Raw genomic sequence first — 23112 nt, forward strand, 5'->3', positions numbered from 1 at the left:
CGCGAAAGAGCCGGGCATCCTCGTGGGGTGCCCGGCTCTTCTGGAAGGGTGCGTCAGGCTGCTTCGCGGGCCTTCTCGCGGCGTCCCTTGATGTACTCGATGATGATCGGGACGATCGAGATCACGACGATGATGATCGCCATCGACTCGATGTTGTTCCGGATCCACGGGATGTTGCCCAGGAAGAACCCGAGCAGCGTCATGCTCAGCGTCCAGGCCACGCCGCCGATGGCCGAGAAGCTGAAGAACTTCTTCTGGTCCATCTGACCGATGCCGGCCACGGCCGTGATGAACGTGCGGACGATCGGCACGAAGCGGGCCAGGATGATCGCGCGTGCGCCGTACTTCTCGAAGAAGGCGTGCGTCTTGTCCACGTGCTCGCGCTTGAACAGCTTCGAGTCGGGTTTGTTGAACATCGCCGGGCCGACCTTGCGCCCGATCCAGTACCCGGTCACGTTCCCGACGAACGCGCACACCGCGAGCAGCACGCAGACCAGCCAGATCGGCGTGTTGATCGAACCGGTGGCGACGAACAGGCCGGTCACGAACAGCAGCGAGTCACCCGGCAGGAAGAACCCGATGAGCAGGCCGCACTCGGCGAAGATGATCAGGCAGACGCCGATCAGCGCGAACGGGCCCAGACCAGAGACGATGTTCTCCGGATTCAGCCAATCCGGAAGCAGAGCGAGCGCGGGCTGTGCCGCGGCGGCGAATTCGGTCGTCACGCTTGCCAACGGTACCGTGACGCCGGTGTGCCCGGACTTCGGGAGAGCAATCGGACATCAACCCAGCGCACACCTGTGATCACCCGATGGGGTAGACGATCGTGATGCTCGCCGCGATGAGTCCGGCCAGAAGTCCCAGAACGATCACGAAGAGCAGCGCCGGCACGGGATTCGGACGTCGCGCGCGCTGCGACGACGAGGGACTGCCGCTCGCCCGCGCCCGCAGTGCGGCGGACAGCGTGTCCTCGGTATCCCGGCCGGTCATCCCCCGACCCTAACCAGGCGTCGGCAACAATCACCGGAAATCGGTGAACCGCCAGGTCAGGCGGGCGAGGTGAGCCACTGGCCGCGTTGCATGACGCCCTGCAGGTCCAGGTCGTCGCCGAGCACCACCAGGTCCGCGTCCGCTCCCTCGCGGATCTCGCCCACGTCGGTCAGACCGAGCCGCCGAGCCGGGTTGGTCGCGGTGGCCGCGACGGCGGCGGGCACGGACAGGCCGCAGTCGCGCACCAGGTTGCGGAAGGCCGCGTCCATGGTCAGCGTGCTGCCCGCCAGCGATCCGTCGGCCAGCCGCGGCTCGCCGTCGACGACGGTCACCGGCAACGCGCCCAGCTCGTAGGTGCCGTCCCCTGCTCCGGTGGCGCTGATGGCGTCGGTGACCAGGATCGTGCGGTCCGCGCCGGCGTGGGTCGCGGCCAGCCGCGCCACCGTCGGGTGCAGGTGCACGAGGTCGCAGATCAGCTCGACGCTGACCCGCTCGTCGTCGAGCAGCGCGCCGACGGGTCCTGGTTCGCGGTGGTGCAGCGGGCGCATGCCGTTGAACAGGTGGGTCGCCACGGTCGCGCCCGCGTCGACGGCCTCCAGGACCTGCTCGGCGACGGCGTCGGTGTGCCCGACGGCTGCGATCGCGCCTCCGTCGACGAGCTGCCGGACCGCCTCCACCGAGCCGGGGAGCTCCGGGGCGAGGGTGACCATCCGGACCGTGCCGCGGCCGGCGTCGAGCAGCTGGCGCACGTCGTCGGGCTCGGGCGAGCGGAGCGCCTCGGGTGCGTGCGCGCCGCAGCGGGCGTGCGAGAGGAACGGTCCTTCGAGGTGAACACCGGCGACGATGCCCGAGGCGGTCAGCTCGGCCAGGGTGGCGATCTGCTTGACCAGTTCCGGGATCGGCGCGGACACCAGGCTGGCCAGCATCGTCGTGGTGCCGTGCGCCCGGTGGTGGGCCACCGCCGTCTCGGTCTGCTCGGGTTCGAGCGAGGTGAACGAGCCCCCGCCGCCACCGTGGCAGTGGACGTCGACGAAGCCGGGCACCAGCCACCGCCCGGAGAGCTCGATCGCCGGGCCTTGTGGGACGGCGCCGTCGCCGACGGCGGCGATCTTGCCCGCGGACACCCGCACCCAGCCCGGTCGTGCGACTCCGCCCGGGGTGACGACTCGCGCGCCGGTGAGGATCAGTTCGGCAGTGTTCACACCTACGATCCTCCGCCACGCGCGAGCATTGGTCTACACCAAAATCGGTGTTGTGCGGCTCATCCGCAACTTCTCACCCCGTCGCGGCAGCACCGCGCGGTTTCGGGTCAGCCGCCGATGTGCTTCTGCAACGCCTCCAGCGCGCGGCTGGCGGTCGACTTGACCGTCCCCTTGGAAACCCCCGTGGACTCGGCGATCTCCGCTTCCGACAGGTTCCCGTAGTAGCGCAGCACCAGCACCTCGCGCTGCCTGCGCGGCAGCTTGCCCAGCGCGTCGACGACCGCCTGGTGCTCGGCGGTGAGCATCGCCAGCGACTCCGCGGAGCGCGCGTTGGCCTGGTGCGGCGGTTGGTACTCGCGGGCGGTCTTGCGCCGTCGCAGCATCGAGCGGGAACCGTTGACGACCGCCGTGCGCAGGTAGGCGATCGCGGCGTTGGCGTCGCGCAGCCCGGACCAGTTCCGGTACAGCCCGGTGAAGGCCTCCTGGACCACGTCCTCGGCGCTGCTGATGTCGTCCACCAGCAGGATCGCCAGCCGGACCATGCGCATCCGCTGCTGCTTGTAGATGTCCTCCAGGGACAGCGGTTGCTGGGTCTCCCGGTGGACGCCGTCCAGCTTCCGCAGCGTGCCGAAGGTCTTCTCGACGCTGCGCTCGATCCCTTCCGATTCACCGCCCATGATCCGAGAACCTACCGGGCGAGGATGGGGGCGCGTGCCGGGTTCGGGTTAGCGTCGGTGCTGATCGTTGAAAACGCCACCACGGAGGCACACATGGCGAGGTTCGTCGTCGAGCTGGTCTACGGCCCGGACGAGGACAAGCGGCTGGAAGTCCGGCCGGAGCACCGCGAGTACTCGAAGGGCTTGGCGGCGAAGGGCACGCTGCTGGCCGGTGGCCCCTACACCGACGGCGCGGGCGCGCAGATCGTCTACGAGGTGGCCGACGAGACCGAGCTGCGGGAGATCCTCGCGGCCGACCCGTACGCGAAGGCGGGAGTGCTGGCCTCGACCACCATCCGCCAGTGGGAGATCGTCACCGGCGCGTGGCTGTAGAAGCGGGCGCTCGGTCGTGTGAGTATGTGCACAGGATCGTTTTCTGAATCCTTGCACCAACTTTTCAAAACAACACCGCTGGGGCACTGTGACGCGCGAAAGAGTGGTACCTGCCCCGCCGCGCCGCCAACGGTGCGCAGGGGTTTCTAGGATGCTGCGCGATCTCGTGTCTTCACGACCGAACTCCATCTGAGGAGGATGACCGATGCCCATCGCGACCCCCGAGGTCTACACGGAGATGCTGGACCGGGCGAAGACCGGTGAGTTCGCCTACCCAGCGATCAACGTGACCTCGTCGGAGACGCTCAACGCGGCGCTGCGCGGGTTCGCCGAGGCCGAGAGTGACGGCATCATCCAGGTGTCGACCGGTGGCGCGGAGTTCGCCTCCGGCACCAAGGTCAAGGACATGGTCACGGGTGCCACCGCGCTCGCCGAGTACGCGCACGTCGTCGCCGACAAGTACCCGGTGAACATCGCGCTGCACACCGACCACTGCCCGAAGGACAAGCTCGACGGCTTCGTCCGGCCGCTGATCCAGATCAGCCAGGAGCGGGTCAACCGCGGCGAGAACCCGCTGTTCCAGTCGCACATGTGGGACGGCTCGGCGATCGACCTCGACGAGAACCTGCAGATCGCGCAGGAGCTCCTGGAGCAGTCGGCCAAGGCCAAGATCGTCTTGGAGCTGGAGGTCGGCGTCGTCGGTGGCGAGGAGGACGGCGTCGCCAACGACATCAACGAGAAGCTCTACACCGCCGCCGGTGACTACATCAAGACCGTCGAGGCCCTGGGCAGCGGCGAGAAGGGCCGGTACCTGCTGGCCGCGACCTTCGGCAACGTGCACGGCGTCTACAAGCCGGGCAACGTCAAGCTGCGCCCGGAGATCCTCAAGCAGGGTCAGGACGTGGTGTCGGAGAAGCTGGGCCTGGCCGCCGGTTCCAAGCCGTTCGACCTGGTCTTCCACGGCGGTTCCGGTTCGCTGCTGGAGGAGATCCACGAGGCGCTCACCTACGGCGTCATCAAGATGAACATCGACACCGACACCCAGTACGCCTTCACCCGGCCCATCGCGGACCACATGATGAAGAACTACGACGGTGTGCTGAAGATCGACGGCGAGGTCGGCAACAAGAAGACCTACGACCCGCGCAGCTACCTCAAGGTCGCCGAGCAGGCCATGGCCGCTCGCGTCGCCCAGGGCTGCGAGGTCCTCAAGTCCGCAGGCCGCATGATCGCCGGCTGATCCTCCGGTTCCGCTAGCAACGACGATGGTCCGTCCGCCCGGTGGGTGGACGGACCATCGTCATCGCAGCTCCTAGTGCGAGGATTGGGTCATGACGAGGAATCTGTTGGAGCCGCCGGAGACGCTGCTGCCGGAGAGCCCGGAGGCGCAGGGTGCCCTGGACGCAGGCACCGACCCCGCTGAGGTCGCGGCGCAGCACCCGGCGTTCAGCGCCGCCTGGGCGACGCTCGCCGAGAACGCCCTGGGCAGGGACGAGCACATCGCCGCCTACGCGTACGCGCGCACCGGCTACCACCGCGGCCTGGACGCCCTGCGCCGCGCGGGCTGGAAGGGCTTCGGACCGGTCCCGTGGCGCCACGAGCCCAACCGCGGCGTCCTCCGCTCGGTCGCGGCCCTGGCCAAGGCCGCCCGCGCCATCGGCGAGACCGAGGAGTTCGACCGCTGCCGCCAGCTCCTGGAGGACAGCGACCCGGCCTCCCTCGAGGCCACCGATCTCGCCTGACCCACCCGCTCGACCTCGGGGTTCACCCCCGGCCTCGCCGCCGGGGCCCGACAACCGCAGGCATCGCCCGCGCGATCCGGCGGTTGTCGAGTCACTCGGTGGTGGGGTCGGGGCGTGCGGGTTCTTCTGTGGCGGAGGATGGGGTCGTGCACCGCTTGCGTGAGGAGTTGAGCCGGAGGCTGCGCCGGCTGCTGCGCTCCGGAACCCCGATCGTGCAGTGCGCGGTGGCGGCCGGGCTGGCCTGGTTCCTCGCGCACGACATCGTTGGCCACGTCGCGCCGTTCTTCGCCCCGATCGCCGCGGTGATCTCGCTGGGCGTCTCGCTCGGGCAGCGGATGCGACGGGCCCTGGAACTGGTCGTCGGAGTGAGCATCGGCATCGGGGTCGGCGACGTGCTGATCTCGGTGATCGGCACCGGTGCCTGGCAGATCGCGCTGGTCGTGGCGCTGGCGATGTCCACAGCGGTGCTGCTGGACAGCGGCGGCGTGATCGTGCTGCAGGCGGCGTCCTCATCGGTTCTGGTCGCGACCCTGCTGCCGCCGGCGACGAGTGGTGGGCCGACCCGGATGATCGACGCCGCCGTCGGCGGGCTCGTCGGCTTCGTCGTGGCCGCGCTGCTGCCCGCCAACCCGCTCGCCGTCGCCCATCGACACGGGCGCGTGGTGCTCGGCGCGCTCACCGACGCGCTGCGCGGGATCGCGACCGCCATCGCGCACCAGGACGTGTCGATGGCCTCGGACGTGCTGGCCGACGCGCGCAAGAGCCAGAAGGCCGTCGAGGAGTTCCGCACCGCGCTGGAGGGCGGGGCCGAGATCGCCAGGTTCGCGCCGATCCGCTGGCGCAGGCGCCGCGACCTCGACCGCTACGAAACCGCGTCCACGCCGATCGATCGCGCGCTGCGCAACACCCGCGTGCTGGCCCGGCGGGCGCTGGCCGCGCTGCGCGACGGTGAACCCGTGCCGCGGCCGCTGCCCGGGATGCTGGAGGAGCTCGCGGGCACCGTCGTGCTGCTGCGCGACGAGCTGGCCAGCGGCAAGGATCCGCTGCAGGCCAGGGAAGCCGCCCGCTCGGTCGCCACGAAGTCCACAGTGGAGCTCCTCGGCGAAGGTGACTTCTCGATGCAGGTCGTGGTGCTGCAGGTCCGCTCGATCGCGGTCGATCTGCTGCAGGCGTCAGGCCTCACCCGCGCCGAGGCCGTCGCGGTCCTACCGCCGCTGCACCCGGCAGAGGACTAGCTAGGAAGTGTTGATGAATTGCTTTGCGTGGCGGTGCGGGTAGCGGAACCTGATCGCCTTCGTGGACTCCGTGCGCCGCTCCTGATGTATGCCAATACACGGCGTCCCGGCGTACTCGCCACGAAGGCGATCAGAACCCGCGGCGGTGCCAGCTGAGTCCCACACCTGAGGCAGCGGCTCCCGTCGCGTTCCGCAACACGGCTTCCGAGGGTCCGGCGGGCGCCGGAAGGCGGACTACGGCCGGTTCAGCACCGCGGCGAGCGACGCGTGCAGCGGTTCGTGGTCGCGCGGGTCGTGCAGCGCGCAGTCGGCGGCCGAGAGCCGGTACCACTCCTCGGCGCCGGAGTAGCGGATCCACACCCGCACGGTGCCGTCCTCGCACGCGGTCGCCAGTTCCAGGTCACCGGTGATCACGCCGACCTCGTCGGTCATCACCCCGCCAGGCGGTGCGGTCAGCGTCGTGCGCAAGTCGCCCATGCCCGCAGTATGCCTTCCCCCGCAACGAAGAACGGGCATCTCCACGCCGGGAGACGCCCGTTCTCGCAGGAACCCGTCAGCAGCCGTCGAGGGCCGTCTGCAGGGCGCCCTTCTCGGCTTCGGTGACGGTCAGCTCGTACTTGTGCTTGCTGCCGACCCACATCGAGGCGTAGGTGCAGTGGTAGTCGGCGGCCGGCGGCATCCAGGTCTCCGGGGTCTGGTCGCCCTTCTCCTGGTTGACGTTGTCGGTGACCGCGATGAGCTGCGGTCCCTCCAGGTCGTTGGCGAAGGCCTGGCGCTGCTCCTGCGTCCACTCGGCGGCACCGGAGCGCCACGCGGCGGCCAGCGGCACGACGTGGTCGATGTCCAGGTCGGAGGGCTGGGTCCAGGTCTCGCCGTCGTAGGTGCTCAACCAGCTGCCCGAGGTCGGGTAGCAGTCGGAGCCGACCTCGACGTCGTCGCCGTCCCGCTTGAGAACCGCTTCACGGGTGCTGCAGCCGTCCGAACCTTCGTTCCAGTGCGGGAACTTCTCCCGGTCGTAGCCGTCCATCGAGCCCTCGGCGGCGACGGTCAGCTCACCGAGCTGGGTCTTGGCGGTGGCCGGGTCGGGGATTCCCGGCGGCTCGGCGCCTGCCGGCACGGCCAGTCCGAGCCCGATCAGTCCGGCCAGCGGCAGCGCGGCGAGGGTGGTGCGCAACGAACGTGTCATGGCTTCCTCCGCGGTGGGCTTGATCGCGTGCTTGAGAACGACGATTGCCCACGCGGGTGGCCGATTCAATGCCGCGGAGTGGCCGGAAGGTGACATGGCGTGAAGTCGCCACCGATAGAGGTAGGTGAAATGTGAATTCCACACACTCGGTGATCAGCGAGCCAGGTTGAGGTCCTCGGTGTGCCGGTACCAGACCCACTTCTCCATCGGCCGCGGGTGATCGGTCCCGTCGTGCCGCACGGTGGTGGACCGGAACGACGCCTGGAACGCCCTGCCGCGCGCCACGCCGGTCCGGCGGCGGAGCAGGCCGCGGCGGGTCGTGGTGACCCGCAGACCGTCCATCGCGGGCTCGATCGTGTGGTTCAGCGGGTCGGCCGTCGGGTCCGGCAGCGGCGCGGCGTCCGGGTCGGGCGAGACCACGAGGCTCTGCGCGGCGCCGTTGAGGACCTGCTCGTCGTCGCAGTAGGCCTGCCCGGTGATGGGCGCGATCACGCCCTCTCCCAGCAGGATTCCGCCCGAGTCGTCCCTGATCAGCGGCACGGGTCGCGGCGAAGCGCTCAGCGCCCGCTCGAAATCGCCGGCGCGCAGCCCCCACAGCCGCGCCACCGGGGAGTCGGCCACCGGGACGTACCCGACCGCCAGCTCGGTCAGCCGCTCCTTGCGCAGCAGCCGCAGCACGACCGCTGCGAGGTCCATGTCCGTGCCGTGCACGACCACCCGATCGGTTGCTTCTGCCAGCAGCGGATCGACCTCGTGACGACCCGGTGCGGCGGACACTTCGTGCCATTGCGCACGGTCACCGGCCGGACGCGCTGCGCCATCAACGTTTCCGCAGGACAATGCGGTGGTACTCACGTTTTGCTCCTGGTTTACCCTGATCGACCGGCATACCCCGTGGTGGGCGCGGGCGAAGCGTGCGGTCACGCTGGCGACCACCCAGTCCAGGTTGGAGTTTCACATGCCGGCGATCGTGCTGATCGGCGCCCAGTGGGGCGACGAAGGCAAGGGTAAGGCGACAGACCTGCTCGGCGAGCAGGCGCAGTGGGTCGTGCGTTACCAGGGCGGCAACAACGCGGGACACACCGTCGTGCTCCCGGACGGGCAGGACTTCGCGCTGCACCTCATCCCGTCGGGGATCCTCACCCCCGGTGTGACGAACGTGATCGGCAACGGCGTCGTCGTCGACCCGGGCGTCCTGCTCGAGGAGCTCGCCGGGCTGGAGGAGCGCGGGGTCGACACCTCGCGGCTGCTGCTGTCCGCCGACGCGCACCTGATCATGCCGTACCACGTGGCCATCGACCGCGTGACCGAGCGGTACCTGGGCAAGAAGCAGATCGGCACCACCGGCCGCGGCATCGGCCCCTGCTACCAGGACAAGATCGCCCGCGTCGGCGTGCGGATGCAGGACCTGCTCGACGAGAAGATCCTGCGCCAGAAGGTCGAGGCCGCCCTCGACATCAAGAACCAGATCCTGGTCAAGGTCTACAACCGCCGCGCCATCGACGCGGAAGAGGTCGTGGACACCGTGCTGGGGCAGGCGGAGAAGTTCGCCGGTCGCATCGCCGACACCAAGCTGCTGATCAACAAGGCGCTGGAGCGCGACGAGACGGTGCTGCTGGAGGGCTCGCAGGGCACCCTGCTCGACGTCGATCACGGCACCTACCCGTTCGTCACCTCGTCGAACCCGACCGCCGGTGGTGCTTCGGCCGGTTCCGGCGTCGGCCCGACGAAGATCAACGCGGTGATCGGCATCCTCAAGGCCTACACCACGCGCGTCGGAGCCGGTCCGTTCCCGACCGAGCTGACCGACGAGGCCGGCGAGGCCCTGCGCAAGCAGGGCGGCGAGTTCGGCGTGACCACCGGCCGCTCGCGGCGCACCGGCTGGTTCGACGCGGTGATCGCCCGCTACGCGACCCGCGTCAACGGCATCACCGACTACTTCCTGACCAAGCTCGACGTGCTCTCCGGCCTGGAGAGCATCCCGATCTGCGTCGGCTACGACGTCGACGGCGAGCGGGTCGAGGACATGCCGATGACCCAGACCGGCGTGCACCACGCGGTTCCGGTGTACGAGGAGATGCCGGGCTGGTGGGAGGACCTCAGCGACTGCCGCACCTTCGAGGACCTGCCCGCCAACGCCCGGGCCTACATCGAGCGCATCGAGGAGCTCTCCGGTGCCCGGGTGTCGGCGGTCGGCGTGGGCCCGGGGCGCGATCAGACGATCGTGCGCCACACGATGGCCTGACCCGTGCGAAAGAGGGGGAAGTTCTCATGAGAACTTCCCTCACCCCACGGGTACGGAAGTTCCCGTGAGAACTCCCACCACTCACGAGGGTGGAAGTTTTCATGAGAACTTCCCTCACCGGTTCCGCCAGGAGCCTTCCAAGGCCGCTTCCTGCAGGTCGAGCTCGCGGAGAACGCGGCGCAGCACCTCGTCGTCGAGGTTGCCCGCGTCGCGTTCGTCCGCGATCGCCGAGCGCTGCACCTCGATGATGTCGCGCCGCAGTTCGGAGAACGTCCTCGTCGAGGTGTCGGCGCGCTCGGCAGGGGTGCGCCCCACCTGCTCGGCGGCGGCCAGGCCCTGGTGCTCGACCAGGTCCCGGATCCGGGAGACCATCCGGTCCAGGGCGGGGCGCTCGCACCCGGCTTCCGCCGGCGTCAGCCCGTCCAGGTAGGCCAGAGCCGCGTTCGTGGCGGTCCTGCGCGCCTCGGCCTCCGCTTGGTCGTCGCTGCGCGCCTCCTCCGGGTCGGTGACCCCCAGGAGGCGGATCAGCGGCGGCAGCGTGGTGCCCTGCAGCAGGATCGTGCCGACGGTGACCAGTGCGGCGACGAACTGGATGACCTCGCGGCCGGGCAGCGGAGCGCCGCTCTCCGTCGTGAACGGGATGGCGCCCGCCGCCGCCAGGGTCACCACGCCGCGCATCCCCGCCCAGCCGAGCACCGTCGTGCGCCGCCACCTGCTGCCGGGTCGCAGTGCACTCGCGAGCAGGTGGGACACGCCGGGCAGGTAGTTCGAGGCGAACATCCACAGCACCCGGAACGCGATCGCGGACAGCAGGATCAGCAGGGTGGCCAGCAGGATCCCGCCCGCCGGTCGGCCGGAGTCCAGCACCTCGGAGACCACCGACTTCAGCTGCAGGCCGATGTAGGCGAACACCAGGCTCTCCAGCAGCAGGTTGATCGCCGCCCACACGGTGTGCTCCTGCAGCCGTCCCGCAGCGCGCGCCCGGGGCAGGTTGTGGCCCACGTACAGGCCGGCGGTGACGACCGCGAGCACTCCCGAGCCGTTGAGCTCCTCGGCGGTCAGGTAGGCGATGAACGGGACGAGCACGCCCAGCAGCGTCGCGACCTGCACGTCCGGGATGTGCTGACGGGCCAGCTGGGCGAGCATCCCGAAGCCCAGGCCCAGCACGACCCCGACCACCACGGCCAGCGCGAACACCCAGATGCCCTGGCCGAGCGTCGGGGTGGTGCCCGCCGCGGCGGTGACCGCCATCCGGTAGATCGTCAGCGCCGCCGCGTCGTTGATCAGGCTCTCGCCGCCCAGCACCGTCATCACCCGGCGCGGCAGCTTGAGCTGGCGCCCGATCGCCGCCGCCGTCACCGCGTCCGGCGGTGCGATCACCGCGCCGAGCACGATCGCCGAGGCCAGCGGCAGGTCCGGGATCAGCATGAACGCGATCCAGCCCAGCACGAACGAGGTGGCGATCACCTGCAGCACGCCGTGGTGCACGATCGGGCGGATCCGGGCCCGGAAGTTGGTGAACGAGCTGTCCAGCGCCGCCGCGTACAGCAGCGGTGGCAGCACGACGGTCAGCAGCAGTTCCGGCTCGATGCGCAGCTCGTCGAGCCCGGGCACCAGCGACACGGCCATCCCGACCGCCACCAGCAGCAGCGGCGCCGCGATCTCCCGGCTCCGCGCCAAGGCCGTGACCAGCAGCGCCCCGATCAGAACCAGGATCAGCTGAACCACTCCGCACCTCCGTCCACGGTGGACACCTTAGGTGCGCAGCGGCGCCATCACCGGGAACGAAGGGTCTCCCCGACGCGCCCACCAGAACCCGGGTCTCCCTTGAGGTCCGGTGCGGGGAGAGCGGATCAGCGCTGGTCGCGGGCGGTGATGGCGAGGTCCGGCATGTCGCTGAAGACGCCGTCCACGCCCTGGTCGTACAGCGCGTGGAAGTAGCCGAGGACGTCGCCCCACTGCGCCGGGTCCTGCGAGGACCGGAAGTCGGCGGGCAGGAAGGTGTTCTCCGCGCGAACCGTGTAGGGGACGACCTTCAAGCCCGCCGCGTGGGCGTCGGCGACGACCGCCGTCGGTCCGGTGAGGTGGTCGCTCTCGTCGACCGGCAGGATCACCTGGTTGTCGGGGCCGATCACGTCCGCGTAGGTCGCGATCTCCTTCAAGCCCTCCGGCGTGACCAGGTCGGCGTAGGTGCGCGGATCGCCGGCCTCGATGAAGTCCTGCGGCGCTCCGCTGTTGCTGATCAGCTGCACCAGCTCCACCCGCAGCTGCTCGCGCAGCTCCTTGAGGTTGCCGACCTCGAAGGACTGCACGACGACCTTCGCGCCCCGCTCGTTGAGGCCGTCGGCGTCCAGCGCCTCGACCACGCCGGGCTCCAGCGGGTGGCCGATCTTGCGGAAGTAGCTGGGGTGCTTGGTCTCCGGCGCGACGCCGATCTCGCGGCCGAGCTCCTTCGACAGCCGCTCCCGCAGGTCCAGGACCTCCTGGAACGTCGGCACCTCGAAGAGGCCGTCGTAGACCGTGTTGTGCTGGCGGACGTCCGGGATGCGCTCCTTCGCGCGCAGCGTCTTGAGCTCGGCGAGCGTGAAGTCCTCGGTGAACCAGCCGGTCATCTCGGTGCCGTCGATGACCTTGGTGGCCTTGCGAGAGGCGAACTCCGGGTGCTCGGCGACGTCGGTGGTGCCGCCGATCTCGTTCTCGTGCCGAGCGACCAGCGCGCCGTCCTTCGTGGGAACCAGGTCCGGCTCGATGTAGTCGGCGCCCATCCGCGCGGCCAGCTCGTAGGAGGCGAGCGTGTGCTCCGGGCGGTAGCCGGAAGCGCCGCGGTGACCGAACACCTCGACCCGCTCGGTGTCCGGGGCCGGTGCGGCGGCCGCGGAATCCGGCCCGGCCGAGGTGATCACCCCGAGCGCGGCGGTGCCCGCAACGGACAAAGCGATCAACCGTCCCCGAATCGTCATGTCATCTCCCTGCTGTGACTGTGGCGGGTTCACCCAACTCCCCGCAACCGACGTCCGGGGCACGCGGGTGCGTCGCGCGGCCGACCGCCGGGTGAACGCCGCGCGACCTGGGATGCGCCATGTGGCGGAACCAGTTGCCGGGGGCAGCGATCGCGTGGCCCACCGCACGCTCTACGCTGCGTTTTGTGCGAATCCTCGTGATCGGTGGCGGCGGTCGAGAGCACGCGATCGTGTTGGCGCTGTCCCATGATCCGTCCGTGACGGCACTCGCCTGCGCGCCCGGCAACGCCGGTACCGCTGCGCTCGCCGAGTCCTACGGCGTCGACGTCGCCAAGCCCGACGAGGTGGCCGGGCTGGCCACCCGCTGGCAGGCCGACCTGGTCGTCTTCGGTCCGGAAACACCGCTGGTCGCGGGTGCCTCCGACGCCGTGCGCGCGGCGGGAATCCCGTGCTTCGGCCCGTCCAAGGCGGCAGCTCGGATCGAGGGCTCCAAGGCCTTCGCGAAGGACGTCATGGTCACCGCGGGCGTGCCGACCGCACGCAGCGAGATCGTGGACAACCCCGCCAAGCTCGACGCCGCGCTGGCCGGTTTCGGCCCGACCTGGGTGGTCAAGGACGACGGCCTCGCCGCGGGCAAGGGCGTGCTGGTGACCGGCGACTTCGACGCGGCCCGCGCGCATGCGATGAAGCTGCTCGATGGCGGCCACCCGGTGCTGCTGGAGTCCTTCCTGGACGGTCCGGAAGCCTCGCTGTTCTGCTTGGTCGACGGCACCACCGTCGTTCCTCTGCTGCCCGCGCAGGACTTCAAGCGGGTCGGCGACGAGGACGCGGGCCCGAACACCGGCGGCATGGGTGCCTACGCCCCGCTGCCGTGGGCCCCGGACGGCCTGGTCGACGAGGTGGTCCGCGCGGTCGTGCAGCCCACCGTCGACGAGCTCGATCGGCGCGGCACGCCGTTCTCCGGACTGCTCTACGCGGGACTGGCGCTGACCTCGAACGGCCCGCAGGTCATCGAGTTCAACTGCCGGTTCGGCGACCCCGAGACCCAGGCCGTTCTCGCCCTGCTGCACACGCCGCTGGCCCGGCTGTTCGACGCCGTGGCGCGCGAGCAGCTCGCCGACCAGCCCGCGCTGGAGTGGGAGGAGGGCTCGGCGGTGACCGTCGTGCTGGCCGCCGAGGGCTACCCCGGCCGACCGCGCGTCGACGACGTCATCCAGGGCTCCGACCTGCAAGGCGTGCTGCACTCCGGCACGCGCCGCCGCGAGGACGGTGCCGTGATGTCCGCGGGCGGACGCGTCCTGTCGGTGGTGGCGACCGGCTCCGACCTGGGCGCGGCCCGCGACGAGGTCTACCAGCGCGTCGACCGGGTGCACCTGCCCGGCGCGCACTGGCGCACCGACATCGCCCGCCGCGCGGTCGACGGCGAGATCAGCGTCCCGAAGTCCTGACCGCGCCGCCTTCGTGACCGAGCGCTGACGCCTCGGCCGACGATGGAGGCGAGACGGCCGGTCTGGCACGCTGCACCGCATGGTGCCGAATGCTGCGCTCGCCGTCGCGACGCGAGCCGATGTTGCTCCGTTCCAGGTCATGGAGGTCCTGTCCGCCGCTGCGCAGCGGCAGCGGGAACTCGGTGACGTCGTGTCGCTGGCCGCGGGACAGCCCTCCACACCCGCTCCGAAGGCCGTGCGGGAAGCCGCCGCGAGAGCGTTGGAGGGCAACGCCCTCGGTTACACGGAGCAGCTGGGGATCCTGGAGCTGCGGGAAGGCATCGCAGGCCACTACGAGAAGGCCCACGGCCACTCGGTGCCGGTGGACGAGGTCGTGGTCACCACGGGTGCCTCGGGTGCGTTCCTGCTGGCGTTCCTCAGCGCGTTCGACGCCGGTGACCGGGTGGCCCTGGCCAGCCCCGGCTACCCCGCCTACCGCAACATCCTGTCCGCGCTGGGCTGCGAGGTCGTGGAGCTGCCCTGCGACGCCTCCACCCGGTTCCAGCCGACCGTCGAGATGCTGGAGGCGCTCGACGAACCCGTGCGCGGGCTCATCGTCGCCAGCCCGGCGAACCCCACCGGCACCGTGCTGTCCCGCGACGAGCTCGCGAGGCTCGCCGGCTGGTGCGAGGACAACGGGGTCCAGCTGATCAGCGACGAGATCTACCACGGGCTCAGCTACGGCGAGCCGCTGCACACCGCGCGGGAGTTCTCCGCCGAGGCGATCGTGGTCAACAGCTTCTCCAAGTTCTGGTCGATGACCGGCTGGCGGCTCGGCTGGATGCTGGTGCCGCCGCGCCTGCTGCGCGCCGTCGACTCGCTGACCGGCAACTTCACGCTCTGCCCACCTGCGCTCTCGCAGCAGGCGGCGGTCGCGGCGTTCTCCCCGGAGGCCTACGACGAGGTCGAGGGGCACGTCGAGCGCTACCGGCAGAACCGGACGTTGCTGCTCGACGGCCTGGCGGACGCGGGCATCACCGACGTCGCCCCGGCCGACGGCGCGTTCTACGCCTGGGTGGACATCAGCGATCGCACCGACGACGCGGCGTCGTTCTGCCGCCGCCTCCTCGACGACACCGGAGTCGCGCTCGTCCCCGGCGTCGACTTCGACCCGAGCCGGGGCCACCACTACCTCCGCCTCTCCTTCGCCGGCGACCCCGGCGACATCACCGAGGCGGTCCAGCGGCTGAGGGCCTGGCTGTAGGTGGGGCTCAGGGGCACCCTGATGTTTCCCGGAACCGGGCCTTCGGCCCGCTGATCTGCGCGTTCCTTCTGGCACGCTGGACGTGCGGGACGCTCCGCGGTGAAGAGGTGGTCGCGATGTTGTGGAAGGTGATCGGCGGTCTGCTGGTCCTGTGGCTTGTGGTCTCCGTCGCCGGAGTGCTGATCAAGGGCCTGTTCTGGTTGGCCGTGATCGGCGGGCTCCTGTTCGTCGCCACAGCTGCTCTCGGCTGGGCCAAGGACAAAAAGGAGATCAAGTCCTAGGCGGTGGGTGGGTGGGGAAGTTTTCATGAAAACTTCCCCACCCACCCACATGACGACTTCCCCCACACGAGGAGGAAGGGCCTTCGGTGGTCAGGCGGCGAGCTGTTCTTGGATGACGGTTCGGGCGCGGGATGCTGAGCTCCAGAGCTCGGCGTGCAGGCCCGCTTCGCGCGCGCCCTCGATGTTCTCCGCGCGGTCGTCGAAGAACAGGCACTCCGAGGGCTTCGCGCCGAGGGTGTCGAGCAGGATCCGCCAGATCTCCGGGTCCGGTTTGGTGACGCGCAGGTCGCCGGAGAACAGCAGGTGCTGGAAGAAGCGCGCCCACGGCTTGCTCTCGCCCGCGCGGGCGAACGTCGTGGACGCGTTGGACAACAGCGCCAGCGGGACGCCGCGCCGGTGCAGGTCTTCCAGCAGAGCCAGCGAATCCGGTTCGGTGGACATCCAGCCGTCGACGTCGACGCTGGTGAGGCGCTGGACCAGCGAGTCGTCGACCTCGCGGCCGAGCCGTCCGGCCACGGCCCGCCAGTACTCGGTGTCGGAGGCCCCCGCGTCGTAGTCGCGCCGGTCGGCCCAGTAGGCCTTCTCGAACTCCGCCGCGTCGGTCTCCAGCAGGGCGGCCATCTCGGGCAGCGCCCTGATGCGGCGGCTGATGACCTCGCCGTAGTCGAAGACGATCCAACGCAGCACTGCGACCTCCGCTCCCGGTGCGCTAGATCCCGGCCTGGCCGATCCGGCGCAACGCTTCTTCCACGTCCGACTTGCTCACGTCCCGGTGCGTGACGAACCGGACCTGACCGTTCATGGGAACCGCCAGGACACCCACCGAACGCAGCCGCTGCAACGTCAGCTGCACGTCCGGAACCGCCGCCAGCAGCATGTTCGTCTGCGGAGCCGTCACCTGCCAGCCCCGCTCGGTGAGGCCGTCGGCGAGCACCCGGGCGTTGTCGTGATCGTCCCCGAGCGCGTCGACGCGGTCCAGCGCGACCAGGCCGGCCGCGGCCAGCACGCCGCCCTGGCGGACGCCGCCGCCGAGCATCTTGCGGATCCGCCGCCCGGCCTTGATGAACTCCGCCTCTCCCGCGAGGATCGATCCGACCGGTGCGCCGAGCGCCTTGCTCAGGCACACCTGGACGCTGTCCACGCCGACGGTCAGCGCCGCGGGCGGCACGCCGAGCGCGACCGAGGCGTTCCACAGGCGCGCGCCGTCGAGGTGGACCTTGAGCCCGAGTTCCTTCGCCGCTGCCGCCAACCGCGCGTGCTCGTGCGGCGGAACCACCGCACCACCTGCGCCGTTGTGCGTGTTCTCCAGGCACAGCAGGGTGGTGTGCAGGGAGTCGTAGGCCAGGCTCAGGTGGGCCTGCGAGCGCACCGACTCGGCGCTGGGCCTGCCCGGCCCTGCGTCCCACTCCAGCGGGTCCGGCATGCCGCCGGCCAGCCATGCCGCCGATCCGAGCTCGTGGTTGAGCACGTGCGCCCCGCGCGGTGCGAGGAACCGGTCGCCGCGCTGGAGGTGCAGCATCAGCGCGATCAGGTTGCCCATCGTGCCGCTCGGCACCCACAGCGCGGACGCGGTGCCCAGCAACTGGGCCACCCGCTCCTCGAGCGCGCGCATGGTGGGATCGTGGTCGAGCACGTCATCGCCGACTTCGGCGGCGGCCATCGCGGCGAGCATCTGCTCGTCGGGGCGGGTCACCGTGTCGGAGCGGAGGTCGATGGGCGCCGGAGTGGTCACGAACAGATCACATCACACCTGCACGGGGTTGAGGCAATGGCCCGGTGGAACGTGATCTCGCCGCTGCGGTATCAATCACAGGTGGATCGGCTCGAAACAGCGTGCAACGGTTCGGGCACGCGATCCCGTCATAGCAGTGCAGGCAACGAACGAGCGGAGAGTTCCGCGTGGACCAGCGCGAAGAGCAGGAGTTCGCGGAGTACTTCGTGGCTCGGCGGGAGGCGGTGCGTCGGATGGCGTACATGATGTGCGGTGATTGGCACCGCGCGGACGATCTCGCCCAGACCGCGTTCATCAACCTGCACCGCCACTGGCGGAAGGTACGGGACAAGGGCGCCCTGGACGCCTACGTGCGCCGGACCCTGACCCGAGCGGTGATCGACGAGTCGAGGCGGCCCTGGCGACGGGAGAGGGCCGCCGAGACCCTGCCGGACAGTCCGGTCGACGACCCGGACGTGGATGACTCGGTGTCCACCAGGCAGACGCTCATCGCGGGGTTGCGCAAGGTGCCGCCGAAGCAGCGCGCCGTGCTGGTCCTCCGCTTCCTGGAAGGGCTGGACGTGTCGGGAGTCGCTGCGGTGATGCGGTGCAGCGAAGGAACCGTGAAGAGCCAGTGCGCCCGGGGGCTGGCGACGTTGCGAGAGGCGCTGGGCGACGAGCTCGGGGATCTGAGGTCCGCGTGAAGGGGGTGCGGGTTGGACGAGCGCAAGCTCGAAGAGCTTTTCCGTGACTCGGTGCGAGCCGTTCCGCCGGCGTCGTTCGACGAAGGTGACGTCTCGACGGCGTCGCGGAGGATCACGGCCCGGCGCCGGATGACGGCGACGGCCGGGGGGACCGTCGTCGCGGCGGCGGTGCTGGTCGGCGGTATCGGCGTGGGAGCCGGCTGGTTCTCGCCGTCGAGCGACACGGTGGCGAGCCCGCCACCGGCGGTGCCGCTGACGGCGGCACCGGGCCCGCGGATCGAGTCCACCGGTGGCACACCGCGCTCGACGGGCTGCCAGCCCGATGCGGCGGTGGTCGCGGCGGTCGCGAGCGCGCTCCCGGAGGCCGGCAGCTCCACGCCGACCTCGGTGCGCAGCTGCCCGACCGGCGCCAAGGCAGCGGCCTTCTCGCTGCGCGACGGCGCGACGGCGGGCCGGGTGACCGTGGTGATCAGCCCGGCGGGCGCGGCCCAGGCGGGCCAGTCGACACCGGGTGACGTGCAGCGTCCCGACGGCGCCCAGCAGTCGGTGCGCAAGGCGCGCAGCGGCAAGCTCGTGGTGGTGCTCAGCGAGCCGGAGAGCGGTTCGCCCGGCGCTCCGTTCGTCTCTCGCGTGGCCAACGTCGCGGGAGACCTCGCCACCCGGTTCTGACCGGTGAAGCCCTGGTCGATCGCGCCGCGGGATCCGGTCCGCAGCGGCGATCAACGGGATCTTCCGGACACGGCATAGGATCGCGGGTCATGACAGCGGCCAGCACACCCAAGGGCGAGCGGCGGCGGCAGGCGTTGGTGACGGCTGCGGCGCAGCTGCTCGTCGAGGGCGGTTTCGACGCGGTGCGGCACCGCGCCGTGGCCGAACGCGCAGGACTTCCGCTGGCGTCGACCACCTACTACTTCTCCTCGCTGGAAGACCTGATCAGCGCGGCGGTGGAGCACAACGCCAGGGAGGAGCTCACCGCCGGGCGCGCCCGCCTCGCCGACCTGTCCGAGCAGCCGCGCAGCACCGAAGCGGTGATCGAGCTGCTGCTGGACCTGCTGCTCGGCGTCGACTCCCGGCACGGCGGTGTCGAGCCGGTGCTGCTGCGCTACGAGCGGCTGGTCGGTTCGCCTCGCCGCCCGTACCTGGCCCCGCTGATGCGGGAGATGGCGGTCGAGCTGCAGAAGCTCCTCGCGGAGATCTTCTCCCGCAGCGGCATGGACCTCGACTCGGAGCAGCTGACCGATCTGGTCGCGCTGGTCGACGGAGCGGTGGTCAACGCGTTGATCGAGTCCGACCCCGATCCGCGCGCGGCTGCCCGTCGAACCTTGCGGAAGTGGCTTTCCTGATTCGCGTGCAAGAACGCATGACGGTCATCTGGCGAACCGAGAGCGTTCTTTCACATTAAAAGTCCCAATTGGTTTCCGCGTAATTGTTTTCCTCGGCGATTCCCTCGCACGCTGGGCACTTTCTTGAGACTTTCTTCGTCAGCGGATCGCGTCCCAGAGGGGTTGACTGCGGAATCTTGATCTGAACGTCGCAGAGCGCCGCTACGCATTGCCCGGCATATACCGCCCCTGGTCGCATGGTCGTCGCGTGGCGTTCCACCTGACCTGTGCCCACGATCCAGAACACGTCCTGCCGATCCTCGGCGAACCTGGTGATGTTCATCCGCTCCCGTTCCTGTGCACAGCCGCGAATGCGTCGGCCAACGATAAGTTCGCGCCGTTGTATTAGTCCAGAATCCCACACCTGATCGAGCGGAAATGGGGATTTCGCCGAACAAGCGATTGACGATTCACCCGTGATCGAGGTGAGCCGCCCGGTACAGGCGTGCGTAAGAACCGCCGGAAGCCATCAACTCGTCGTGCGCGCCCAGCTCCACGATTCGGCCCTCGGACATCACCGCGATCCGCTCGGCCGCGCGCGCCGTGTGCAGGCGGTGCGCGATGGCGATCACCGTGCGTCCGGCCAGCAACGTCGCCAACGCGCCTTCCAGGTCGCGGGAGGTCGTGTTGTCGAGCAGTGACGTCGCCTCGTCCAGCACGACGGTGTGCGGGTCGACGAGCAGGACGCGGGCCAGCGCCAGCTGCTGCGCGCGGGCCGCGGGGACCGCGACTCCACCTGCGCCCAAGATCGTGTCCAGGCCCTCGTCGAGCCCGCGCACCCAGTCCAGCAGACCGACCGACTTGAGCGCGTCGAGCAGTTCCTCGTCACCGGTCTCCCGGTCCAGGAGCCCGAGGTTGTCGCGCAGCGAGCACGCGAAGACGTGCTGCTCCTGGGTCAGCAGCACCACCTCGCGGCGCAGCGACTCGGTCGGCATCGCCGAGACCTCGACGCCGCCGACGGACACCGATCCCGAGCTGGGACGTCCGGTCCCGGCGATCAGCCGGCCCAGCGTGGACTTGCCCGCGCCGGACGGGCCGACGATCGCCAGGCGCTGTCCCTCGGGCACGACCAGGTCGATGCCGTGCAGCACCTCCCGCTCGGGCCGGTAGGCGAACCGCAGGTCGCGGACCACGAGATCGCGCGAGTCGGCAGGCGCGGCGGGGTGGCGCGGCTCGTCGAGCGGAACCTGCGAGACGCCCAGGACCCGCTGCAGCGCGGTACCGCCCACCTGCAGCTCTTCGAGCCACATGAACAGCTCGTCCAAGGGCGCCGACAACGACTGGGCGTAGAGCACGACCGCGACGATCGTGCCCAGCTGAGCCGCACCGGAGCCGTGCGCCCAGCCCGCGATGAGCAGGATCGCGGCCACCGGCAGCACGTAGGACAGCTCGAGGCACGGCAACCACACCGTCAGCAGCGAGCGGTGCCGCTGCTCGGCGTCGACCGCGCGGCCCAGGAGGTGCTCGTTGCGCGCGGTTCGCCGGCCGCCCAGCCGCAGCGCGGCGATGGTGCGCGCGCCTTCGACCGACTCGTGCGTGCCCGCCTGCACGTCCGACCAGCGCTCCATGAGTCGCTGCACCACCGGCAGCGAACGCGGGTAGTACCAGCGGGTGCTGAGCACCAGCAACGGCACCGCCACGAGCATTCCGCAGGCCAGCAGCGGTGAGGCCAGCAGCATCGCGCCCGCGGTGAGCCCGATCGAGATCAGCGCGGCCGAGATCTCCGGCAGAGCGTTGCGGACCGTGTGGTCGAGCCGGTCGATGTCCGTGGTGGCCCTGCTGAGCAGGTCGCCGGTGCCCGCCGACTCCACCGTGCCCAGCGGCAGGGCCAGCGCGTGCTCGACCATCTCCTCGCGCGCCTTGAGCAGCAGCTCCTCGCCGAGCAGCATCGCGCGCAGCCGCGCGGCGCGGGCCAGCAGCGCCTGGGTGATCAGGACGAGCAGGAAGAACCCGGCCAGCAGGTCGACCCGGTCGACCGAAGTCCCGGCCTGCACGGATTCGACCAGCACGCCGAGCAGCTGGGGGCCGATCAGCCCGACCGCGGTGGCCAGCACGTAGAGGGCGGTGGTGGACAGGAACCGGCCCCGGCAGGTGCGCAGGACCTCGCGCAGCCAGCCGCGCAGCGCGGCGGCGTCGGCGAGCGGCAGCTTCACGGTTCCTCCACCTGGACGTGCCGGTCGGCCACGGCCTCCCACAGCGGGCTCTGGCTGAGCACGACCGTGGTCCGCCCGGCCCGCAGCGCGCGCACCCGCTCGGTGATCCGCTCCTCGGTGTGCGCGTCGACCGCCGAGGTCGGGTCGTCGAGGACCAGCACGTCGGCGTCGGTGCTCAGCGCGCGGGCCAGCAGCAGCCGCTGCCGTTGACCACCGGAGAGCAGCCGGGCGCGCTCGTCGAGCAACCCGTCCGGCGGCAGCGCGGCGAGCACGTCCTCGGCGTCGGCGGCGCGCACGACGGTCGCGAAGTCGACCTCGGTGCCCAGGTCGATGGCCTCCCGCGCGCTTCCGGCGAACAGGAGGTCCTGGTTGTGCGCGAGCACGACGCGGCGGTGCCGCTCGTCCGGATCGACGTCGGGCAGCCGCACCCCGCCGGCCAGCGACGACCCGGCCAGCCGCTCGGCGACGGCTTCGCCGCGGTGCCCGGCGTCGATCACCACCAGCTCCCCGGCAGGAACCTCGACGTCGTCGCCGACCAGACCCAACGGGCCCGCCGGGAGCGGGAGCGGGTTCACCGGTGGCGCGGGATCGACCTCGACCTGCTGCAGGGCGGCGGCGCGCCCGGCGGCGATGCGCGCCGAGGCGAACGCGTAGGCGGTCTCCGTCGCGGTGCGCACCGGGATCACCAGGAACGCCGAAACCCCGTAGAACGTCACCAGTTCTCCGACGGTGATCGATCCGGCCAGGGCCATCCGGGCGCCCAGCCAGGTCACCAGGACCGTCACCAGCCCGGGCAGCAGCACCTCCGCGCCGCTGAGCCAGGCGTCAATCCGGCCGGTCGCGATGCCGGCTTCCCGGACCTGTCGTCCGGTCGCGGCGAAGCGCGAGAAGAACCGCCGCTCGCCGCCGATGCCGCGCAGGATGCGCAGGCCGGAGACGATGTCGGCCGCTTGAGCACCGAGCTTTCCCAGCTCGTCGCGCTGGATCTCCTCGCGCCGGTGCAGCGGTCGCAGCAGCGGCCCGATGCCGAGCATCGCGAGCGGCACACCGATCAGAACCACCAGCGCCAGCGGCGGCGAGATCCACAGCAGCAGCGCGACGGCTGCGACGAAGGCGAGCAGCGAACCGAAGGCGCGGCCGAGGGTTTCGAAGAGGTCGCCGATCTTGAACACGTCCGAGGCGCTCATCGTGACCACCTCACCCGCCTTGACCTCGCGGGTCAGCGTGCCGCCGAGGCGGATCACCTGCCGCAGCACGATGCGCTGGGCGCTCGCCGTGCCGTGGATCCACAGCGTGTGAGCCGCCCAGTTCAGCGCGGCGGCGGCCACCATCTGCAGTACGCCGAGCGCCACCACCGCCAGCACCCAGCGCAGCAGGACCGCGGTGTCACCGGCCCGGATCCCGCCGTCGATCGCGCGGCCGACCACCATCGGCAGCACCGCGGTCGGCGCCATCCAGAGCGCTCCGGACAGGGCGGCCAGCACCACCAGCCCGGGTCGCTGGGCGAGCAGGGCGAAGAGGAACCGCAGCGAACCGTTTCGGGCCACGAGCACCGACGTTATCCACGGCGGGTTCGGACGG

24 protein-coding genes are annotated in these 23112 nt (G+C 70.5%); 11 read left to right on the forward strand and 13 right to left on the reverse strand.

Translation table 11 applies throughout. From position 1 onward, the window contains the following. Positions 1–53: 53 nt before the first annotated feature. From FHU35_RS17410 to FHU35_RS17425, 4 genes are all read right to left on the reverse strand, one after another. Entirely contained in the window at positions 54–725 is a 672-nt protein-coding gene (locus FHU35_RS17410; RefSeq protein WP_145740929.1) for a DedA family protein, read from the reverse strand. Between the two features lie 79 nt (positions 726–804). After that, the gene (locus FHU35_RS17415) at positions 805–990 is read right to left on the reverse strand and encodes a hypothetical protein (protein ID WP_145740931.1); all 186 of its coding nucleotides are present in this window, start codon (positions 988–990) and stop codon (positions 805–807) included. 56 nt (positions 991–1046) lie between these two features. Next, positions 1047–2201, reverse strand: coding sequence for an N-acetylglucosamine-6-phosphate deacetylase (gene nagA / locus FHU35_RS17420; RefSeq protein ID WP_425474156.1), 1155 nt, complete (start codon positions 2199–2201; stop codon positions 1047–1049). A 98-nt stretch (positions 2202–2299) separates the two neighbouring features. After that, on the reverse strand, positions 2300–2869 hold the full coding sequence (locus FHU35_RS17425; RefSeq protein ID WP_145740935.1) for a SigE family RNA polymerase sigma factor: 570 nt from the start codon (positions 2867–2869) through the stop codon (positions 2300–2302). Between the two features lie 93 nt (positions 2870–2962). Here FHU35_RS17425 and FHU35_RS17430 point away from each other — a divergent pair, with 93 nt between their 5' ends. From FHU35_RS17430 to FHU35_RS17445, 4 genes are all read left to right on the forward strand, one after another. Further along, the gene (locus tag FHU35_RS17430) at positions 2963–3241 is read left to right on the forward strand and encodes a YciI family protein (RefSeq protein ID WP_145740937.1); all 279 of its coding nucleotides are present in this window, start codon (positions 2963–2965) and stop codon (positions 3239–3241) included. Between the two features lie 205 nt (positions 3242–3446). After that, positions 3447–4481: a class II fructose-bisphosphate aldolase gene (gene fbaA / locus FHU35_RS17435; protein WP_145740939.1), complete on the forward strand. Its 1035-nt coding sequence runs from the start codon at positions 3447–3449 to the stop codon at positions 4479–4481. Between the two features lie 91 nt (positions 4482–4572). Beyond that, entirely contained in the window at positions 4573–4983 is a 411-nt protein-coding gene (locus FHU35_RS17440) for a DUF3151 domain-containing protein (RefSeq protein WP_145740941.1), read from the forward strand. 146 nt (positions 4984–5129) lie between these two features. Next, positions 5130–6218, forward strand: a complete 1089-nt coding sequence (locus FHU35_RS17445) for an FUSC family protein (RefSeq protein ID WP_246110375.1) — start codon at positions 5130–5132, stop codon at positions 6216–6218. A gap of 234 nt (positions 6219–6452) precedes the next feature. On the opposite strand, the gene FHU35_RS17450 is transcribed toward FHU35_RS17445, so the two are convergent. From FHU35_RS17450 to FHU35_RS17460, 3 genes are all read right to left on the reverse strand, one after another. Beyond that, positions 6453–6695: a hypothetical protein gene (locus tag FHU35_RS17450; protein ID WP_145740943.1), complete on the reverse strand. Its 243-nt coding sequence runs from the start codon at positions 6693–6695 to the stop codon at positions 6453–6455. Positions 6696–6771: 76 nt separating this feature from the next. After that, complete coding sequence (locus FHU35_RS17455) at positions 6772–7404, reverse strand: HNH endonuclease family protein (RefSeq protein ID WP_145740945.1); 633 nt, start codon at positions 7402–7404, stop codon at positions 6772–6774. Between the two features lie 153 nt (positions 7405–7557). After that, entirely contained in the window at positions 7558–8181 is a 624-nt protein-coding gene (locus tag FHU35_RS17460; RefSeq protein WP_246110376.1) for a hypothetical protein, read from the reverse strand. 181 nt (positions 8182–8362) lie between these two features. On the opposite strand from FHU35_RS17460, the gene FHU35_RS17465 reads away from it, so the two are divergent. Continuing rightward, the gene (locus tag FHU35_RS17465; RefSeq protein ID WP_145740948.1) at positions 8363–9649 is read left to right on the forward strand and encodes an adenylosuccinate synthase; all 1287 of its coding nucleotides are present in this window, start codon (positions 8363–8365) and stop codon (positions 9647–9649) included. 114 nt (positions 9650–9763) lie between these two features. On the opposite strand, the gene FHU35_RS17470 is transcribed toward FHU35_RS17465, so the two are convergent. Continuing rightward, positions 9764–11377, reverse strand: coding sequence for a Na+/H+ antiporter (locus tag FHU35_RS17470; RefSeq protein ID WP_145740950.1), 1614 nt, complete (start codon positions 11375–11377; stop codon positions 9764–9766). A 125-nt stretch (positions 11378–11502) separates the two neighbouring features. Beyond that, positions 11503–12609 (reverse strand): glycerophosphodiester phosphodiesterase, encoded by a 1107-nt coding sequence (locus FHU35_RS17475; protein WP_145740952.1) that lies wholly within the window; start codon positions 12607–12609, stop codon positions 11503–11505. A gap of 185 nt (positions 12610–12794) precedes the next feature. Here FHU35_RS17475 and purD point away from each other — a divergent pair, with 185 nt between their 5' ends. The 3 genes from purD to FHU35_RS29345 all read left to right on the forward strand — a co-directional run bounded on the left by purD (position 12795) and on the right by FHU35_RS29345 (position 15581). Beyond that, positions 12795–14057: a phosphoribosylamine--glycine ligase gene (purD, locus tag FHU35_RS17480; protein WP_145740954.1), complete on the forward strand. Its 1263-nt coding sequence runs from the start codon at positions 12795–12797 to the stop codon at positions 14055–14057. Positions 14058–14136: 79 nt separating this feature from the next. Next, complete coding sequence (locus tag FHU35_RS17485; RefSeq protein WP_145740956.1) at positions 14137–15300, forward strand: pyridoxal phosphate-dependent aminotransferase; 1164 nt, start codon at positions 14137–14139, stop codon at positions 15298–15300. A 116-nt stretch (positions 15301–15416) separates the two neighbouring features. Then, positions 15417–15581, forward strand: coding sequence for a hypothetical protein (locus FHU35_RS29345; protein WP_186459477.1), 165 nt, complete (start codon positions 15417–15419; stop codon positions 15579–15581). A gap of 90 nt (positions 15582–15671) precedes the next feature. Here FHU35_RS29345 and FHU35_RS17490 read toward each other — a convergent pair whose 3' ends face one another. Further along, positions 15672–16265, reverse strand: coding sequence for an HAD family hydrolase (locus FHU35_RS17490; protein ID WP_186459499.1), 594 nt, complete (start codon positions 16263–16265; stop codon positions 15672–15674). Positions 16266–16290: 25 nt separating this feature from the next. Next, positions 16291–17313, reverse strand: coding sequence for a threonine aldolase family protein (locus FHU35_RS17495; protein ID WP_145740961.1), 1023 nt, complete (start codon positions 17311–17313; stop codon positions 16291–16293). Between the two features lie 167 nt (positions 17314–17480). Here FHU35_RS17495 and FHU35_RS17500 point away from each other — a divergent pair, with 167 nt between their 5' ends. The 3 genes from FHU35_RS17500 to FHU35_RS17510 all read left to right on the forward strand — a co-directional run bounded on the left by FHU35_RS17500 (position 17481) and on the right by FHU35_RS17510 (position 19339). After that, positions 17481–17996 (forward strand): SigE family RNA polymerase sigma factor, encoded by a 516-nt coding sequence (locus FHU35_RS17500; protein WP_145740963.1) that lies wholly within the window; start codon positions 17481–17483, stop codon positions 17994–17996. 51 nt (positions 17997–18047) lie between these two features. Next, entirely contained in the window at positions 18048–18665 is a 618-nt protein-coding gene (locus tag FHU35_RS17505) for a hypothetical protein (RefSeq protein ID WP_246110377.1), read from the forward strand. Between the two features lie 89 nt (positions 18666–18754). Next, complete coding sequence (locus FHU35_RS17510; RefSeq protein ID WP_145740967.1) at positions 18755–19339, forward strand: TetR/AcrR family transcriptional regulator; 585 nt, start codon at positions 18755–18757, stop codon at positions 19337–19339. 449 nt (positions 19340–19788) lie between these two features. Here FHU35_RS17510 and FHU35_RS17520 read toward each other — a convergent pair whose 3' ends face one another. After that, positions 19789–21531: an ABC transporter ATP-binding protein gene (locus FHU35_RS17520; RefSeq protein WP_145740971.1), complete on the reverse strand. Its 1743-nt coding sequence runs from the start codon at positions 21529–21531 to the stop codon at positions 19789–19791. Next, entirely contained in the window at positions 21528–23084 is a 1557-nt protein-coding gene (locus FHU35_RS17525; protein ID WP_246110378.1) for an ABC transporter transmembrane domain-containing protein, read from the reverse strand. Before FHU35_RS17525 ends, FHU35_RS17520 begins: the two co-directional genes overlap by 4 nt. Between the last annotated feature and the right edge of the window lie 28 nt (positions 23085–23112).

The organism is Saccharopolyspora dendranthemae (assembly GCF_007829955.1).
In the GTDB taxonomy this organism is placed as follows: Bacteria; Actinomycetota; Actinomycetes; order Mycobacteriales; family Pseudonocardiaceae; genus Saccharopolyspora; species Saccharopolyspora dendranthemae.

Excerpts from the sequence above, each read along its gene's own strand:
- FHU35_RS29345 (WP_186459477.1), top strand. The coding sequence starts at position 15,417 with ATGTTGTGGAAGGTGATCGGCGGTCTGCTGGTCCTGTGGCTTGTGGTC.
- FHU35_RS17510 (WP_145740967.1), top strand. The coding sequence starts at position 18,755 with ATGACAGCGGCCAGCACACCCAAGGGCGAGCGGCGGCGGCAGGCGTTG.
- FHU35_RS17455 (WP_145740945.1), bottom strand. The coding sequence starts at position 7,404 with ATGACACGTTCGTTGCGCACCACCCTCGCCGCGCTGCCGCTGGCCGGA.
- FHU35_RS17440 (WP_145740941.1), top strand. The coding sequence starts at position 4,573 with ATGACGAGGAATCTGTTGGAGCCGCCGGAGACGCTGCTGCCGGAGAGC.
- FHU35_RS17485 (WP_145740956.1), top strand. The coding sequence starts at position 14,137 with ATGGTGCCGAATGCTGCGCTCGCCGTCGCGACGCGAGCCGATGTTGCT.
- FHU35_RS17465 (WP_145740948.1), top strand. The coding sequence starts at position 8,363 with ATGCCGGCGATCGTGCTGATCGGCGCCCAGTGGGGCGACGAAGGCAAG.
- FHU35_RS17430 (WP_145740937.1), top strand. The coding sequence starts at position 2,963 with ATGGCGAGGTTCGTCGTCGAGCTGGTCTACGGCCCGGACGAGGACAAG.
- FHU35_RS17450 (WP_145740943.1), bottom strand. The coding sequence starts at position 6,695 with ATGGGCGACTTGCGCACGACGCTGACCGCACCGCCTGGCGGGGTGATG.
- FHU35_RS17415 (WP_145740931.1), bottom strand. The coding sequence starts at position 990 with ATGACCGGCCGGGATACCGAGGACACGCTGTCCGCCGCACTGCGGGCG.
- fbaA (WP_145740939.1), top strand. The coding sequence starts at position 3,447 with ATGCCCATCGCGACCCCCGAGGTCTACACGGAGATGCTGGACCGGGCG.
- FHU35_RS17425 (WP_145740935.1), bottom strand. The coding sequence starts at position 2,869 with ATGGGCGGTGAATCGGAAGGGATCGAGCGCAGCGTCGAGAAGACCTTC.
- FHU35_RS17475 (WP_145740952.1), bottom strand. The coding sequence starts at position 12,609 with ATGACGATTCGGGGACGGTTGATCGCTTTGTCCGTTGCGGGCACCGCC.